The organism is Pseudomonas sp. P1_F7 (assembly GCF_056405655.1).
The window spans coordinates 94020-110604 of sequence record NZ_JBFUBR010000016.1 but is presented as its reverse complement, the minus strand read 5'-3'; the positions used below and the strand labels follow the sequence as shown (position 1 = coordinate 110604).

Annotated in this window: 14 protein-coding genes; 10 read left to right on the top strand and 4 right to left on the bottom strand. The window is 57.6% G+C overall.

The window, feature by feature from the left end:
- Positions 1–47: 47 nt before the first annotated feature.
- The 4 genes from AC1D1M_RS23705 to map form a co-directional block, all read right to left on the bottom strand.
- A complete protein-coding gene (locus AC1D1M_RS23705; RefSeq protein ID WP_477777475.1) occupies positions 48–608 on the bottom strand; it encodes a M12 family metallopeptidase in 561 nt (186 codons plus the stop codon).
- 336 nt (positions 609–944) lie between these two features.
- Complete coding sequence (gene dapC / locus AC1D1M_RS23700) at positions 945–2144, bottom strand: succinyldiaminopimelate transaminase (RefSeq protein WP_477777474.1); 1200 nt, start codon at positions 2142–2144, stop codon at positions 945–947.
- Between the two features lie 60 nt (positions 2145–2204).
- Entirely contained in the window at positions 2205–4907 is a 2703-nt protein-coding gene (locus tag AC1D1M_RS23695; protein ID WP_477777473.1) for a [protein-PII] uridylyltransferase, read from the bottom strand.
- Between the two features lie 41 nt (positions 4908–4948).
- Complete coding sequence (gene map / locus AC1D1M_RS23690; RefSeq protein ID WP_477777472.1) at positions 4949–5731, bottom strand: type I methionyl aminopeptidase; 783 nt, start codon at positions 5729–5731, stop codon at positions 4949–4951.
- A gap of 371 nt (positions 5732–6102) precedes the next feature.
- Between map and rpsB the strand changes: the two genes are divergently transcribed.
- The 10 genes from rpsB to AC1D1M_RS23640 all read left to right on the top strand — a co-directional run bounded on the left by rpsB (position 6103) and on the right by AC1D1M_RS23640 (position 16583).
- A complete protein-coding gene (rpsB, locus tag AC1D1M_RS23685; protein ID WP_007978390.1) occupies positions 6103–6840 on the top strand; it encodes a 30S ribosomal protein S2 in 738 nt (245 codons plus the stop codon).
- A gap of 189 nt (positions 6841–7029) precedes the next feature.
- Positions 7030–7893, top strand: coding sequence for a translation elongation factor Ts (tsf, locus tag AC1D1M_RS23680; RefSeq protein WP_477777471.1), 864 nt, complete (start codon positions 7030–7032; stop codon positions 7891–7893).
- Between the two features lie 210 nt (positions 7894–8103).
- Positions 8104–8847, top strand: coding sequence for a UMP kinase (pyrH, locus tag AC1D1M_RS23675; protein ID WP_008000043.1), 744 nt, complete (start codon positions 8104–8106; stop codon positions 8845–8847).
- Positions 8844–9401, top strand: coding sequence for a ribosome recycling factor (frr, locus tag AC1D1M_RS23670; RefSeq protein WP_008000041.1), 558 nt, complete (start codon positions 8844–8846; stop codon positions 9399–9401). The genes pyrH and frr overlap by 4 nt, the downstream gene beginning before the upstream one ends.
- Positions 9402–9414: 13 nt before the next feature.
- The gene (gene uppS / locus AC1D1M_RS23665) at positions 9415–10170 is read left to right on the top strand and encodes a polyprenyl diphosphate synthase (protein WP_477777470.1); all 756 of its coding nucleotides are present in this window, start codon (positions 9415–9417) and stop codon (positions 10168–10170) included.
- Positions 10170–10976, top strand: coding sequence for a phosphatidate cytidylyltransferase (locus AC1D1M_RS23660; RefSeq protein ID WP_477777469.1), 807 nt, complete (start codon positions 10170–10172; stop codon positions 10974–10976). Before uppS ends, AC1D1M_RS23660 begins: the two co-directional genes overlap by 1 nt.
- Entirely contained in the window at positions 10973–12163 is a 1191-nt protein-coding gene (gene ispC / locus AC1D1M_RS23655; RefSeq protein WP_477777468.1) for a 1-deoxy-D-xylulose-5-phosphate reductoisomerase, read from the top strand. Before AC1D1M_RS23660 ends, ispC begins: the two co-directional genes overlap by 4 nt.
- A gap of 53 nt (positions 12164–12216) precedes the next feature.
- Positions 12217–13569 (top strand): sigma E protease regulator RseP, encoded by a 1353-nt coding sequence (gene rseP, locus AC1D1M_RS23650; RefSeq protein ID WP_477777467.1) that lies wholly within the window; start codon positions 12217–12219, stop codon positions 13567–13569.
- 74 nt (positions 13570–13643) lie between these two features.
- Positions 13644–16034, top strand: coding sequence for an outer membrane protein assembly factor BamA (bamA, locus tag AC1D1M_RS23645; protein ID WP_477777466.1), 2391 nt, complete (start codon positions 13644–13646; stop codon positions 16032–16034).
- Between the two features lie 45 nt (positions 16035–16079).
- On the top strand, positions 16080–16583 hold the full coding sequence (locus AC1D1M_RS23640) for an OmpH/Skp family outer membrane protein (RefSeq protein ID WP_007990260.1): 504 nt from the start codon (positions 16080–16082) through the stop codon (positions 16581–16583).
- The last annotated feature ends 2 nt before the right edge of the window (positions 16584–16585 follow it).

The window sequence follows — 16585 nt, the reverse complement described above, 5'->3', positions numbered from 1 at the left end:
GTTGTGGTTTTTTGAAAAGGGGGGTGTTGGTTTTATTTGTTTGCGCATTATTGGAGTAGTAAAGATTTTGGATATATTTTTCGCATCAGTCGCCGATCATTCTGGCTGAGGCTGGTGTTCTTCTCTACGCTCCAATTGCCCGTGGTCAGTTCATTCGGGATTTGATAGTGCATTATTGATTTTTTGTCATAGGGCGTTGTGCGGGTAGTGAGAGTTTCCAGTGTTTTGAATAAGTTGTGATCGACTTCTTCTTTCGACCAGTTATATCTTGTGAGGTAATAGTGGTAGACGAACGGCCTGTTCCATGGAATGTCGGCTTTGGGGTGCTGGTGTTCATGTTCCATTCCCAATGCATGGCCAAACTCATGCAAAACGGTGCTTTCGAACGCCGGGTGTGTTAGCTCCGTGCCGATGTTCATTGTGTTCTCGCCTGGACCTCGCAGTGTTGCATCGGTACCGATTGCTGAATAGTTCAAGGGGGCTTCCATGCTGATTCTGATATCCCCCACGGCATCGTCTGCGAACTCCAGCGTCAAATTGATAGAGGGTTGCCATTGTTTGATGGCTGCTATGGCCGCCTGACGGTGTGCGTTGGAAGGGTGGGGCAAGAAAAGCAATCTTGAGCGTTCGATGACTTGCCCAGAATTTACTGTGAGATACGACGCCGCGTTTTTTTCTGTTTCCTATAGAGTCGGTATTGTCGTTGCCAGGGTTTTCACTGATGGCCGCTTCGTAAGAGGCGTGTATATCAAAACTATTGATAACTTTGCATGGTTCTGAATATGGCATTATCGCTCTCCTTCTCGATGTTTTAATCTGGTCAATAGATTGGTTTCGAGTTGGAGATTATTTAAATTAAAGTTGCACTGTAAAGTTGCTGGTTGTTAGATGTTGTTGCCGATGGGCGGCCTGTACTGCGTTGCACGGTACAGGCCTTGTCAGTGTCAGTTGCGGCGAGTTATGAAGTTGCGAATACGTTCTGCCGCTTCAAGACATTCGGATAGTGGGGCAACCAGTGCCATGCGTACTCGACCCGCGCCTGGATTTAAACCATCAACATCGCGGGACAGGTAAGAGCCCGGTACCACGGTCACGTGCTCCTGTTCGAACAGGTCGCGGCAGAACGCTGCGTCGTCACCGGCCACATTCGGCCACAGGTAGAAGCTGCCATCCGGCCGCTGTACGTCCATGACCGGGCTGAGGATTTCCAGCACCGCGTCAAATTTCTCGCGATATAGCGCACGGTTGGCGCGAACGTGCACTTCGTCATTCCACGCAGCAACGCTGGCCAGCTGGGTTTGAACCGGCATTGCGCAGCCGTGGTAGGTACGGTAGAGCAGGAAGCCCTTGAGGATGTCGGCGTCACCGGCGACAAAACCTGAACGCAGGCCTGGCAGGTTCGAACGCTTGGACAGGCTGTGGAACACCACGCAACGCTTGAAGTCCTTGCGACCCAGTTCCGCGCAAGCGCTGAGCAGGCCAGGCGGCGGGGTTTGCTCGTCGAAGTACAGCTCGCTGTAGCACTCATCGGCGGCAATCACGAAGTCGTATTCATCGGCCAGGGCGATCAGCTTCTTCAGGGTTTCCACCGGAATCAATGCACCGGTCGGGTTGCCTGGCGAGCACAGGAACAGGATCTGGCAGCGCGTCCAGATTTCCGGCGACACGGCGTCGAAATCCGGGTTGAAGCCGTTTTCGTCCAGGCACGGTAGGTAATGCGGCTTGGCCCCGGCGAGGAACGCCGCGCCTTCGTATATCTGATAGAACGGGTTCGGGCTGACCACCAGCGCGTCATCGCCACGGTTGACCACGGTCTGGGTGAAGGCGAACAGCGCCTCGCGGGTACCGTTGACCGGCAGCACGTTGCGCGCCGGGTCGATCCAGCCCTTGGGGACATCGAAGCGCCGCTCGCACCATGCCGCGATGGCTTCGCGCAGCTCCGGGATGCCGAGGGTGGTCGGGTATACGGCCATTTTTTCCAGATTGCTGGCCAGGGCCTCGGCGACGAAGCTAGGCGAACGGTGTTTCGGCTCGCCGATGGACAGCGCGATCGGACGCTTGTCCGGGTTCGGCGTCACGCTGCCGAGCAGGGCGCGGAGTTTCTCGAACGGGTAGGGCTGGAGCTGGGACAGAGCGTTGTTCATCGGGGGCCTCTTTCAATGTGGAAGCGAGCCTGCTCGCTCCCACAGGGGGAAATGTGTGATTCAGATGCTGATGCGCGACAGTTTGATATCGGGTTCCTGGTTGACGCTCAGTTGTTCGACGATCGCATCCTGCAGGCGGCTGCACAGTAGTGGGTCGGACAGCGGCTGATTGTTGGCGTCGGTGATGAAGAACACGTCTTCCACGCGCTCGCCGAGGGTGGCGATCTTGGCGTTCTGCAGTGACAGGTCGAACTCCAGGAAAATCGTGCCAATCCGCGCCAGCAGGCCCGGGCGGTCGGGCGCCGTGAGTTCCAGCACCGTCACTTGACGCTGGGCATCGTTGTGGATCGTCACCTGTGGCGCAAAGGCGAAATGCTTGAGTTGACGCGGCACCCGGCGCTGGATGATGGTCGGGTAGTCATCCGGGTTGCGCAGGGCTTCGGTCAGGCCGTCGCGGATTTGCTTGATCCGCGCCGGGTTGTCGCCAATCGAGTCGCCGTCGGTATCGAGCACGATATAGGTGTCGAGGGTGAACTGGCTGCTGGAGGTAATGACCCGGGCGTCGTGAATGTTCAGGTTGAGCTGGTCCATCGCAGCCACGGTCACGGCAAAGAAGTCATGCTGGTCGGGGGCGTAGATGAAGATCTGTGTACCGCCTTCGAACTCGCGCTGGGTGGTTTCCTTGATCAGCACCAGTGGCCCGCCATCAGTCGGTTGCTGGAGGATCGCGTCGCTATGCCAGGCCACATCGCCGGCGGTGTGACGCAGGAAATAGTCATCACCCAACTGCGCCCACAGTTGCTCGACGTCGTCCGGGTCGGTGCCGCCGCGCACCAGGATATCCAGGGCGGCGCTCTGGGTCTGGCGGATCTGCTCTTCGCGGTCCACCGGGTTCTCAAGGCCACGACGCAGGGCGCGCTTGGTCTCGGTGTAGAGCTGGCGCAGCAGGCTGGCGCGCCAGGAGTTCCACAGGGTCGGGTTGGTGGCGTTGATGTCGGCGACGGTCAGCACATACAGATAGTTGAGGCGGGTTTCGTCGCCGACGATCTGTGCGAAATCGTGGATCACCTGCGGGTCGGACAGGTCCTTGCGCTGGGCTGTGGTCGACATCACCAGGTGGTTTTGCACCAGCCACACGATCAAGCGGCTGTCCCACACTGGCAGCTGATGGCGCTGGCAAAACGCCTCGGCGTCGACCGCGCCGATGTCTGAGTGGTCGCCATGCCGGCCTTTGCCGATGTCGTGGTACAGGCCGGCCATGTAAATCAGCTCGGGTTTGGGCAGCTTGCCCATGAGCTTGCTGGCCAGCGGGAATTTTTCCGACACCTGGGTGTACTGCAACTTACGCAGGTGCTTGATCAGGTTCAGGGTATGGGCATCGACCGTATAGATGTGAAAAAGGTCATGTTGCATCTGCCCGACGATAAAACCGAATTCGGGCAGATAACGCCCAAGGATGCCATAACGGTTCATTCGCCGCAGATTGCGGTGGATGCCGATCTTGCACTTGAACAGCTCGATAAACAGGCTGGTGTTACGAATATCGTTGCGGAAGTCGTCGTCGATCAGGTGACGGTTTTCCCGCAGCAGACGAATGGTGTCGGCGCGCACGCCCTTGATTTCCGGCTGCTGGGCCATCAGCACGAAGATTTCCAGCATGGCGAACGGTGTGCGCCGGAACACGTTGTCGTTGCGTGCTTCGATGTAGCCGTCATGCAACTGGAAGCGCGAGTTGATCGGCTGCGGTGGGGCTTCGTCTTCCGGTGCGAGGATCACTTCCTCGAAGTGCTGGATGATCAGGTCGCTGAGCTGGGCGATGCTCATCACCACCCGGTAATACTGCTGCATGAAATTTTCGATGGCTTGCTTGGCGTCGTCGCCTTTGAAGCCCAGCAGCCCGGCAATGGTGCGCTGGTGATCGAACAGCAGGCGGTCTTCGGAGCGGCCAGCCAGCATGTGCAGGGCATAGCGAACCTTCCACAGGAACTCCTGGGAGGAGGCGAGCAGGGCGTTTTCGCTCTCGACCAGAAAGCCTTCGCCAGCCAGTGCCCGCAGGTTCAGGGTGCCGTACTCGCGACGGGCCACCCACAGAATCGTCTGGATATCCCGCAGGCCGCCGGGTGAGCCTTTGACGTTGGGTTCCAGGTTGTATTCGGTGTCGTTGTACTTGTGGTGGCGGGCCTTTTGTTCGGCGCGCTTGGCCAGGAAGAAGTCCTTGCTCGGCCACATGTGCCCGGTGCTGGTGACGTCCAGCATGCGCTGGCGCAGATGCTCGGGGCCGGCGATGGTACGGCTTTCCATCAGGTTGGTGACGACCGTCAGGTCGGCGCGGGCCTCGACGGCGCATTCGTCGACCGAGCGAACGCTCTGACCGACCTCCAGGCCGATGTCCCACAACAGCGTCAGAAAACGCTCGATGGAGTCGCGGAAAACCTCGTGGTCGGCACTGTCCAGCAGGATCAGCAAGTCGATATCGGAATAAGGGTGCAATTCACCGCGGCCGTAGCCACCGACCGCGACCAGCGCAATGTCGGCGTCCTCGCTCCAGCTGAACTGCTCCCAGGCCTTTTGCAGGATGTTGTCGACGAACCAGGCGCGGTCCTCGATCAGCCGGCGAATGTCGCGGCCGCTGCGAAAGCGTGCATCGAGCACTTCGCGGGCCTGGCGGATCGCCTTCTTGAAGGCCGCGATCGGGCTTGCCTTCAGGGCCAGTTCAGCCTGGAACTGGCCACGGTCGAAGAGTTCGGGATCCACCTGCGGCATCGATTGGCTTTCCATTCTATAAGCGATGTACGGTAACGGGATCAGGCCGAAGCGCGAGGGATGGTGTCATCGCTGCGCAGGGTGAAGATCTCGTAACCGGTTTCGGTCACCAAAAGGGTGTGTTCCCACTGTGCCGAGAGCTTGCGGTCCTTGGTGATCGCGGTCCAGCCATCGCCCAGTACCTTGGTGTCGGCACGGCCCTGGTTGATCATCGGCTCGATGGTGAAGGTCATGCCGGCCTTGAGCTCCATGCCGGTGCCAGCGCGGCCGTAGTGCAGGATCTGCGGCTCTTCGTGGAACACCTTGCCGATACCGTGGCCGCAGAACTCGCGTACCACCGAGAATCCATTCTTTTCAGCGTGCTTCTGGATGATTTCGCCGATGTCGCCCAGGCGGCAGCCGGGTTTGACGATTTCAATCGCCTTGTACATGCATTCCTGGGTCACCTGGGACAGGCGCTCGGCCCAGACCGGCACGCTGCCGACGTGGAACATGCGGCTGGTGTCGCCGTGGTAGCCGTCCTTGATGACGGTGACGTCGATGTTCAGGGTGTCGCCATCTTTCAGCGGCTTGTCGTTCGGGATGCCGTGGCAGACCACGTGATTGATCGACGTGCAGATCGACTTCGGATAGCCCTTGTAGTTGAGCGGGGCAGGGATGGCTTTCTGCTCGTTGACGATGTAGTCATGGCAGATCTGGTTCAGTTGATCGGTGGTAACGCCCGGCTTGACATATTCGGCAATCATTTCCAGCACATCAGCGGCCAGTTTGCCGGCGATACGCATTTTGGCGATATCCTCGGGGGTTTTGAGGGTGACGGTCATACAGGCTCTCTTTGCGCCAGGCGGCGCTTTCTAAACGGAAAGGGCATTGCGCGATCGAACTTCGCGGCCCTGAAAAATGCGATTCTACCAGACGATCAGCGCAAATCTGCGCCTGTGTGCATCGCTTCTCTCTATAGAATGGTGCATTCTTGGCGGATTCCAAGGGATGGAGCAAAGTGCTCGCCAGGATTTCAGAATCCGGGTTCCGTTTTGCCCTGCCTTGTGGTATAAAATGCGCCGCTTTCCGGGGATGTCCCGAAAAGCCTAAATCCACACACGTGTCGACACGATGACCTGGGTGCCTTCAGCTGATGCTGCTGGTTGGTCATTGGGATACGTGGAGGCCAAACCCGACTTATTAAGGAACTATCATGTCCCAAGTCAACATGCGCGATATGCTGAAGGCCGGTGTGCACTTCGGTCACCAGACCCGTTACTGGAACCCGAAAATGGGTAAGTACATTTTCGGCGCGCGTAACAAGATCCACATCATCAACCTTGAAAAAACCCTGCCAATGTTCAACGAAGCTTTGACTTTCGTAGAGCGTCTGGCCCAGGGCAAAAACAAGATTCTGTTCGTCGGCACCAAGCGTTCCGCTGGCAAGATCGTTGCTGAAGAAGCAGCACGTTGCGGTTCGCCGTACGTCGATCACCGCTGGTTGGGCGGCATGCTGACCAACTTCAAAACCATCCGTGCTTCCATCAAGCGTCTGCGTGACCTTGAAGTTCAAGCCGAAGACGGTACTTTCGCCAAGCTGACCAAGAAAGAAGCGCTGATGCGCACTCGTGACCTGGAAAAGCTGGATCGTTCCCTGGGTGGTATCAAGGACATGGGCGGTCTGCCAGACGCTCTGTTCGTTATCGACGTTGATCACGAGCGCATCGCGATCACCGAAGCCAACAAGCTGGGCATCCCGGTTATCGGCGTAGTCGATACCAACAGCAGCCCGGAAGGCGTTGACTACATCATCCCAGGCAACGATGACGCAATCCGCGCTATCCAGCTGTACATGGGTTCGATGGCTGACGCTGTAATCCGCGGTCGCAACAATGTTGCCGGCGGCACCGAAGTGTTCGTTGAAGAAGCTCCGGTAGCAGCAGCTGAGTAATTGACGCCTTGGCGTTGACTCAGTAAGCAAAAAGGGGGCTTGGCCCCCTTTTTGCCACCTCGAAAACCATTTGTCGGCGCCCACCGCTCTAACTGTAACGTGCGGCAGCTAACAAGGGTGGTTCGGGAAGAATTGATCGCCCGTTCGATCGGGTGGAATGGTTGAAAACCTATCCAAGAGGATTTTGAAATGGCAGAGATTACTGCAGCGTTGGTCAAAGAACTGCGCGAGCGTACTGGCGAAGGCATGATGGACTGCAAAAAGGCCTTGACCAAGGCTGGCGGCGACATCGAGAAAGCCATTGATGACATGCGTGCTTCGGGCGCCATCAAGGCTGCCAAGAAAGCCGGCAACGTTGCCGCTGAAGGCGCAATCGCCATCAAGGCTGACGACAAGGCAGCCGTGCTGCTGGAAGTCAACTCGCAGACCGACTTCCTGGCCCTGCAAGATGATTTCAAGAACTTCGTTGCTGCCAGCGTAGAAAAAGCCTTTGACGAAAAACTGACCGACGCAGCTCCGCTGATCGCCGCTCAGGAAACGGCTCGTGAAGCCCTGGTGGCCAAAGTTGGCGAGAACGTCAACATTCGTCGCCTGGTACGCGTAGAGGGTGACGTTGTCGGCACCTACCTGCACGGTAACAAGATCGGTGTTGCTGTTGTCCTCAAGGGCGGCGATGTTCAGCTGGCCAAAGAGATCGCCATGCACGTGGCGGCAAGCAACCCTGAGTTCCTGCTGCCATCGCAGGTTTCGCCAGAAGCCATCGAGCGCGAGAAGGGCGTTTTCCTGACCCTGAACGAAGACAAGATGAAAGGCAAGCCAGCTGAAATCGTCGAGAAGATGATCGCCGGCCGCATCACCAAGTTCCTGGCTGAAGCCAGTCTGGTCGAGCAAGCTTTCGTCATGAATCCGGAAGTCACCGTAGGTGCCCTGGCCAAGAAAGCCGGTGCTGAAATCGTTTCCTTCACTTACTTCAAGGTAGGCGAAGGCATCGAGAAGCCAGTGGACAACTTCGCAGAAGAAGTTGCTGCCCAGCTGGCTGCCGCCAAGCAATAAGACGGTTTTTTAACTGTCGCCCAGAAGAGGCTGCCCGCTCACGCGCGCAGCCTCTTTTCAGATGGGGCACCAATTTTTAATTGGTTTCCTTTTGGAACTGGCTTACAAAGCCATGTTCCGATGGCGCTGAAGCAGCGCCAAGCTAGAGTGAGCGCCAGCTGTAAACAGCTCGCAAAGAATTTTTAAAATACGCCGCAGGAGAGATTCGCAATGGCTCAGCAGGGCAGTGGTTATCAGGCTCGCTATAAACGCATTCTACTCAAGCTTAGCGGCGAGGCCCTGATGGGCTCGGAAGAGTTCGGGATCGACCCGAAAGTTCTGGATCGCATGGCATTGGAAGTTGGCCAGCTGGTCGGCATCGGTGTTCAGGTCGGTCTGGTTATCGGTGGCGGCAACCTGTTCCGCGGTGAAGCGCTGAGCAAGGCTGGCATGGACCGGGTCACCGGCGACCACATGGGCATGCTGGCCACTGTGATGAACGCCCTGGCCATGCGCGACGCCCTTGAGCGCGCCAACATCTCGGCCATCGTGATGTCCGCTATTTCCATGGTTGGCGTGACCGATCACTACGATCGCCGTAAGGCCATGCGTCACTTGAACTCCAAGGACGTGGTGATTTTCGCGGCCGGTACCGGCAACCCGTTCTTTACGACGGATTCGGCTGCCTGCCTGCGTGCAATCGAAATCGATGCCGATGTCGTGCTCAAGGCAACCAAGGTCGATGGCGTCTACACCGCTGACCCGTTCAAAGACCCGCATGCCGAGAAGTTCGATCATCTGACCTACGATGAAGTGCTGGATCGCAAGCTGGGTGTGATGGATCTGACGGCCATTTGCCTGTGCCGCGACCACAAGATGCCGCTACGCGTATTTAACATGAACAAGCCCGGCGCCCTGCTGAACATCGTGCATGGTGGCGCTGAAGGAACCCTGATCGAGGAAGGCGAACAATGATCAACGAAATCAAGAAAGACGCTCAAGAGCGCATGCAGAAGTCCGTGGAATCGCTGGCGCACAACTTTGGCCGCATTCGTACCGGCCAGGCGCACCCGAGCATCCTGGAGGGCGTGATGGTGCCGTACTACGGCTCCGACACCCCGATCAAGCAAGTGGCCAACATCACCGTCAAGGACGCCCGTACCCTGCAAGTCGTTGCTTTCGAGCGCAATATGCTGGGTGCCGTCGACAAGGCGATCGGTAGCGCGGGTCTGAACCTGAACCCGACCAACCTCGGCGAGCTGCTGCTGATCTCCATGCCTGCACTGACCGAAGAAACCCGTAAGGGCTTCACCAAGCAGGCGCGTGACGTCGCTGAAGATGCCCGTGTTGCTGTGCGTAACATCCGTCGTGATGCCAACAGCCAGCTCAAGGATCTGGTCAAGGAAAAAGAGATCAGTGAAGACGAAGAGCGTCGTGCGACTGGCGAGATCGATGATCTGACCAAGAAGTTCGTGGCTAAAATCGACGCGGATCTGGCACAGAAAGAAAAAGACCTGATGGCCGTATAAGGGTCGCGTTTTCATGGAAAAGACCAAGCAGACAGCACCGTTCGCGGTGCCGCGCCATGTCGCGATTATCATGGATGGTAACAATCGTTGGGCGAAAAAACGCTTTATGCCGGGTGTCGCCGGGCATAAAGCGGGCGTGGATGCGGTACGTGCGGTCATTGAGGTTTGTGCCGAGGCCAAGGTCGAAGTGTTGACCTTGTTCGCCTTTTCCAGCGAGAACTGGCAGCGTCCGGCCGATGAGGTCAGCGCCTTGATGGAGCTGTTCTTCAGGGCGTTGCGTCGTGAGGCCAAACGCCTCAACGACAACAACATCAGCCTGCGCATCATTGGTGACCGCTCGCGTTTTCACCCCGAGCTGCAGGCTGCCATGCGTGAAGCCGAAGCCATGACGGCTGGCGCCAATCGTTTTATCCTGCAGATCGCCGCCAATTACGGCGGTCAGTGGGATATCGCGCAAGCTGCGCAACGACTGGCGCGAGAAGTTCAGGCCGGGCACTTGCGTCCGGAAGACATTACGCCTGATCTGCTGCAAACCTGCCTGGTCACGGGCGACCTGCCGTTGCCGGACCTGTGTATCCGTACCGGAGGCGAGCGCCGCATCAGCAACTTCCTGCTCTGGCAACTGGCCTATGCCGAGTTGTATTTTTCCGACCTGTTCTGGCCGGACTTCAAACACGATGCCATGCGCAATGCGCTGGCCGATTTCGCTTCCCGCCAGCGCCGCTTCGGTAAAACGAGCGAGCAGGTCGAGGCTGGAGCCCGGGTTTAATGCTTAAACAACGAATCATCACCGCACTGATCCTGCTGCCGATTGCCCTGTGCGGGTTTTTCCTGCTTGAAGGTTCCGGTTTTGCACTGTTCATCGGTCTGGTCGTAACCCTTGGTGCCTGGGAATGGGCGCGTCTGGCGGGTTTCGCCGGTCAAGCGTTTCGCGTCGGCTATGCCGCTGTGGTCGCTTTGATGCTGTTCGTCATGTACATCCTGCCCGGCCTCGCGCCTTGGGTGTTGGGCGCTTCGGTGCTGTGGTGGGCGGTGGCGACGTATCTGGTGTTGACCTATCCGCGTTCGAGCGAGCATTGGTCCAATGCGGCGACCAAGTTGGTAATCGGCCTGTTGATTCTCCTGCCGGCCTGGCAAGGTCTGGTGCAGATCAAGCAATACCCGCTGGGTAACTGGCTGATCATGGCGGTGATGGTGTTGGTCTGGGGTGCCGATATTGGTGCCTACTTCTCCGGTCGTGCTTTCGGTAAGCGCAAGCTCGCACCGCAGGTCAGTCCGGGCAAAAGCTGGGAAGGCGTGTACGGTGGTCTGGTGCTGAGTCTGGTGATTACCGCAATGGTTGGTCTGGTGCGCGACTGGACGGTGGCCGAGCTGCTCAAAGGGCTGATCGGTGCCGCGCTGATCGTGTTCGTTTCGGTGGTGGGCGATCTCACTGAAAGCATGTTCAAGCGTCAATCCGGAATCAAGGACAGCAGCAATCTGCTTCCGGGTCATGGTGGCGTGCTGGATCGTATCGACAGCCTGACGGCAGCGATTCCGGTGTTTGCCGTGCTGTTGTGGATGGCGGCCCCATGAGCCGCCCGCAACAGATTACCGTTTTGGGTGCGACCGGCTCGATTGGCCTGAGTACGCTCGATGTCATCGCTCGCCATCCTGACCGTTATCAGGTCTTTGCCCTGAGTGGCTTCACCCGCTTGAGTGAATTGCTGGCGCTCTGCGTGCGCCATGTCCCGCGATTTGCTGTGGTGCCCGAGGTCGCTGGTGCTCGCACCCTGCAGGATGAATTGCGCGCGGCAGGTCTTTCGACCCGTGTTCTGGTGGGGGAGGAAGGTTTGTGTCGGGTCGCTTCCGATCCGCAAGTCGATACGGTCATGGCGGCCATCGTCGGTGCAGCGGGATTGCGCCCGACACTGGCGGCGGTCGAGGCTGGCAAGAAGATCCTCTTGGCCAACAAAGAAGCGCTGGTCATGTCCGGCGCGCTGTTCATGCAGGCGGTGCGCAAGAGCGGTTCGGTGTTGCTGCCGATCGATAGCGAGCACAACGCGATTTTTCAGTGCATGCCGCTGGATTATGCCCGTGGCCTTGAGGCGGTCGGTGTACGTCGGATTTTGCTGACGGCTTCCGGCGGTCCGTTCCGGCAGACGCCAATAGCTGAACTGGAGCATGTTTCTCCCGATCAGGCGTGTGCTCACCCGAACTGGTCCATGGGGCGAAAAATCTCTGTTGACTCGGCCAGCATGATGAACAAGGGGCTTGAGTTGATCGAGGCCTGCTGGCTGTTCGATGCCAAGCCGTCCCAGGTCGAGGTGGTGATTCACCCGCAAAGTGTGATCCATTCGCTGGTCGACTATGTCGATGGTTCTGTCCTGGCGCAATTGGGTAATCCGGACATGCGCACGCCCATCGCCAATGCCCTGGCCTGGCCTGAGCGGATTGACTCGGGTGTGGCACCGCTGGATCTGTTTACCATTGCACGGCTGGATTTCCAGGCGCCCGATGAAGAGCGTTTCCCTTGCCTGCGTCTGGCCCGTCAGGCGGCCGAGGCGGGTAATAGCGCGCCGGCAATGCTCAATGCGGCGAATGAAGTGGCAGTGGCGGCATTTCTCGACGAACGGGTTCGTTACCCGGAAATCGCGAGTATCATCGAGGAAGTACTGAATCTGGAGCCCGTAGTGGCAGTGGATGATCTCGATGCAGTGTTCACGGCAGACGCGAAGGCGCGATTGCTGGCCGGACAATGGTTGAGCCGTCACGGGCGGTAAATGCTGCGGATAGTCGACCCAGGCAGCAGCGGATAGGAATGCGGAGAAAGTAGATGAGCGCGCTCTATATGATTGTCGGCACCCTGGTCGCTCTGGGTGTGCTGGTTACCTTCCACGAGTTCGGCCATTTTTGGGTCGCGCGTCGCTGTGGGGTCAAAGTGCTGCGCTTCTCCGTAGGCTTCGGCATGCCTTTGCTGCGCTGGCACGACAAGCAAGGCACCGAATTTGTCGTTGCCGCCATCCCGTTAGGCGGCTACGTGAAAATGCTCGACGAGCGCGAAGGTGAAGTGCCGCTCGATCAGCTTGATCAAACCTTCAATCGCAAATCCGTTCGTCAGCGCATTGCCATCGTAGCGGCGGGGCCGATTGCCAACTTCCTGCTGGCATTGGTGTTCTTCTGGGCATTGGCAATGCTTGGCAGCGAGCAGGTGCGTCCGGTCATTGGGGCGGTCGAGTCCGGCAGTATCGCGGCCAAGGCGGGTTTGAGTCCGGGCCAGGAAATCGTGGCCATTGATGGTGAGGCGACTTCCGGCTGGGCAGAGGTGAATCTGCAATTGGTTCGTCGCCTGGGCGAAAGCGGTTCGTTGCAGATATTGGTTCGCGAGCAAGGCTCCACGACCGATTCTCCTCGTGAACTTGCGCTGGACAAATGGCTCAAAGGGGCTGACGAGCCCGACCCTATCCATTCGTTGGGGATTCGCCCGTGGCGTCCGGCATTGCCGCCGGTCCTGGCTGAGCTCGATCCAAAGGGGCCGGCTCAGGCTGCCGGCCTGAAGACCGGAGACCGGCTGCTGGCACTCGATGGTCGTACGCTGGATGACTGGCAGCAAGTCGTCGATACCGTGCGTATGCATCCTGGTACCAAAATCATGCTGCGGGTTGAGCGTGACGGTGCTCAAATCGACGTTCCGGTGACGCTTGCCGCTCGCGGCGAGAGCAAGTCACCCAGCGGTTACCTGGGGGCAGGGGTGAAGGCTGTCGATTGGCCACCAGAGATGATCCGCGAGGTGAGCTACGGGCCATTGGCAGCGATTGGCGAGGGGGCTCGACGCACCTGGACCATGAGCGTGCTGACCCTCGATTCACTGAAGAAAATGTTGTTCGGTGAGCTCTCGGTAAAAAACTTGAGTGGACCGATAACCATTGCTAAAGTGGCGGGCGCTTCGGCCCAGTCGGGTGTTGCTGATTTCCTGAATTTCCTTGCTTATCTGAGTATTAGCTTGGGCGTTCTGAATTTGTTGCCCATTCCGGTACTGGATGGGGGGCATCTGTTGTTTTATCTGATCGAGTGGGCGCGTGGTCGTCCCTTGTCGGATCGGGTGCAAGGTTGGGGGATACAGATCGGTATCAGTTTGGTGATCGGGGTGATGTTGCTTGCTCTGGTCAATGATCTGGGACGACTGTAACGCTTCGCTGAATTGCGAATCTGCCGCATTTTGCGGCAGTTTGTTTATTGCCAGTTGGAATAAGAAAGGACTTCATGAAACGTCTGCTGCTAACTGCGGTTCTCACCGTATTGATGATCGCCGAAGTTCACGCCGAGTCCTTCACTATCTCTGATATTCGCGTCAATGGCCTCCAGCGGGTCTCCGCGGGTAGCGTCTTTGGTGCTTTGCCGTTGAACGTCGGTGAACAGGCGGATGATCGCCGCCTGGTGGAATCCACTCGTGCGTTGTTCAAAACCGGTTTCTTTCAAGATATCCAGCTGGGCCGTGATGGCAACGTCCTGGTCATCACTGTAGTCGAGCGCCCGTCGGTCGCCAGTATCGAGATCGAAGGTAACAAGGCGATCTCTACCGAAGACCTGATGAAAGGCCTCAAGCAATCCGGTCTGGCCGAAGGCGAGATCTTCCAGCGTGCCACCCTTGAAGGTGTGCGTAACGAGCTGCAACGCCAGTACGTCGCTCAGGGTCGCTACTCGGCTACCGTCGACACCGAAGTGGTGCCGCAGCCGCGTAACCGCGTTGGCCTGAAGGTCAACATCAACGAAGGTACCGTTGCAGCTATCCAGCACATCAACGTGGTGGGCAACACGGTTTTCCCCGATGAAGACCTGATCGACCTGTTCGAACTCAAGACCACCAACTGGTTGTCGTTCTTCAAGAACGACGACAAGTACGCCCGTGAAAAACTGTCCGGTGACCTGGAGCGTCTGCGTTCCTACTACCTGGACCGTGGCTATATCAACATGGATATTGCTTCGACCCAGGTATCCATTACGCCGGACAAGAAACACGTCTACATCACCGTCAACGTCAACGAAGGCGAGAAATACACCGTTCGTGATGTCAAGCTCAGCGGCGACCTGAAAGTCCCTGAAGATCAGGTCAAGTCCCTGCTGCTGGTGCAAAAAGGCCAGGTGTTCTCGCGCAAGCTGATGACCACCACCTCCGAACTGATCACCCGTCGTCTGGGTAACGAAGGTTATACCTTCGCCAACGTCAATGGCGTGCCTCAACCGCACGATGAAGATCACACCGTAGACATCCTGTTCGCGGTCGATCCGGGCAAGCGTGCTTACGTAAACCGCATCAACTTCCGTGGCAACACCAAGTCCGAAGACGAAGTGCTGCGTCGTGAAATGCGTCAGATGGAAGGCGGCTGGGCTTCGACCTACCTGATCGACCAATCCAAGACCCGTCTGGAACGTCTGGGCTTCTTCAAGGAAGTCAACGTTGAGACCCCGGCCGTACCGGGTGTCGATGACCAGGTGGACGTCAACTACAGCGTTGAAGAGCAAGCCTCCGGTTCGATTACCGCCAGCGTCGGTTTCGCCCAGAGTGCCGGTCTGATCCTCGGTGGTTCGATCACCCAGAACAACTTCCTGGGTACCGGTAACAAGGTCAGCATCGGTTTGACCAAAAGCCAATACCAGACGCGTTACAACTTTGGTTTTGTCGACCCCTACTGGACGGCTGATGGGGTGAGCCTGGGTTACAACGCCTTCTACCGCACCACCGACTACAACGACCTCGACGTCGATGTAGCGAGCTATGCCGTGGACAGCATGGGTGCTGGCGTGAGCGTCGGCTACCCGATCAGCGAGACTTCGCGTCTGACCTTCGGCCTGACTGCGCAACAGGACAAGATCAAGACCGGTCAATACACCGTCGACGAGATTTTCGACTTCGTTAACCGTGAAGGCGATCAGTACCTGAACTTCAAGGCTTCGGCCGGCTGGTCCGAATCCACCCTGAACAAGGGCGTATTGGCGACCCGTGGTCATTCTCAAAGCTTGACGGCGGAAGTCACCGTACCGGGTAGCGACCTGTCGTTCTTCAAGCTCGATTACCGTGGCCAGTTGTTCCAGCCACTGAGCGAAAACTACACCATGCGCCTGCACACCGAATTGGGTTATGGCGACGGTTACGGTTCGACCGATGGCTTGCCATTCTATGAAAACTACTATGCTGGTGGTTTCAACTCGGTTCGTGGCTTCAAGGACAGTACATTGGGGCCGCGTAGTACTCCGAGCCGCGGCGCACTCAGTACTGGCAACCCGGGTACTCTTGCTGACCCGGATCAGGATCCACTGCCGTTCGGTGGTAACGTCCTGATTCAAGGTGGTGCAGAGATTCTGTTCCCGCTGCCGTTCGTCAAGGATCAACGATCCCTGCGTACCTCGGTATTCTGGGATGTGGGTAACGTATTCGACTCCAAGTGCGAGCAGACGACCAATACCAACCCTGCGTCGAAGTCCAATACGCAGTGTAACGATGTCAGTCTGAGCAACCTGGCCAGTTCCGTCGGTGTAGGTGTGACATGGGTCACCGCGCTGGGTCCTCTGAGCTTTGCGTTGGCCATGCCAGTAAAAGAGCCGGATAACGCTGAAACCCAGGTGTTCCAATTCTCTCTTGGCCAGACGTTCTAAGCGTCTGTCCCAAAATAACGACAATGGATTTTGTAGGAGTACATCGTGCGTAAGTTGACTCAATTGGTTCTCCTGGCCAGCGTACTGGTCGCTGGTCCGGCATTTGCTGACATGAAAATTGCTGTTCTGAACTATCAGATGGCTCTGCTGGAGTCCGATGCGGCCAAGAAATACGCCGTGGACGCTGAGAAGAAGTTCGGTCCTCAACTGACCAAGCTCAAGACGCTGGAAAGCAGCGCCAAGGGCATTCAGGACCGTCTGATGGCCGGTGGCGACAAAATGCAACAGGGCGAGCGCGAGCGTCTGGAGCTTGAATTCAAGCAAAAGGCCCGTGACTTCCAGTTTCAGTCCAAGGAGCTGAATGAAGCCAAAGCCGTTGCCGACCGTGAAATGCTGAAGCAGCTCAAGCCGAAACTGGACAGCGCTGTGGAAGAAGTCATCAAGAAAGGTGCTTTTGACCTGGTGTTCGAGCGTGGCGCAGTGATTGATGTCAAGCCTCAGTACGACATCACTCGCCAGGTTATCGAGCGCATGAATCAGCTGAAGTAATC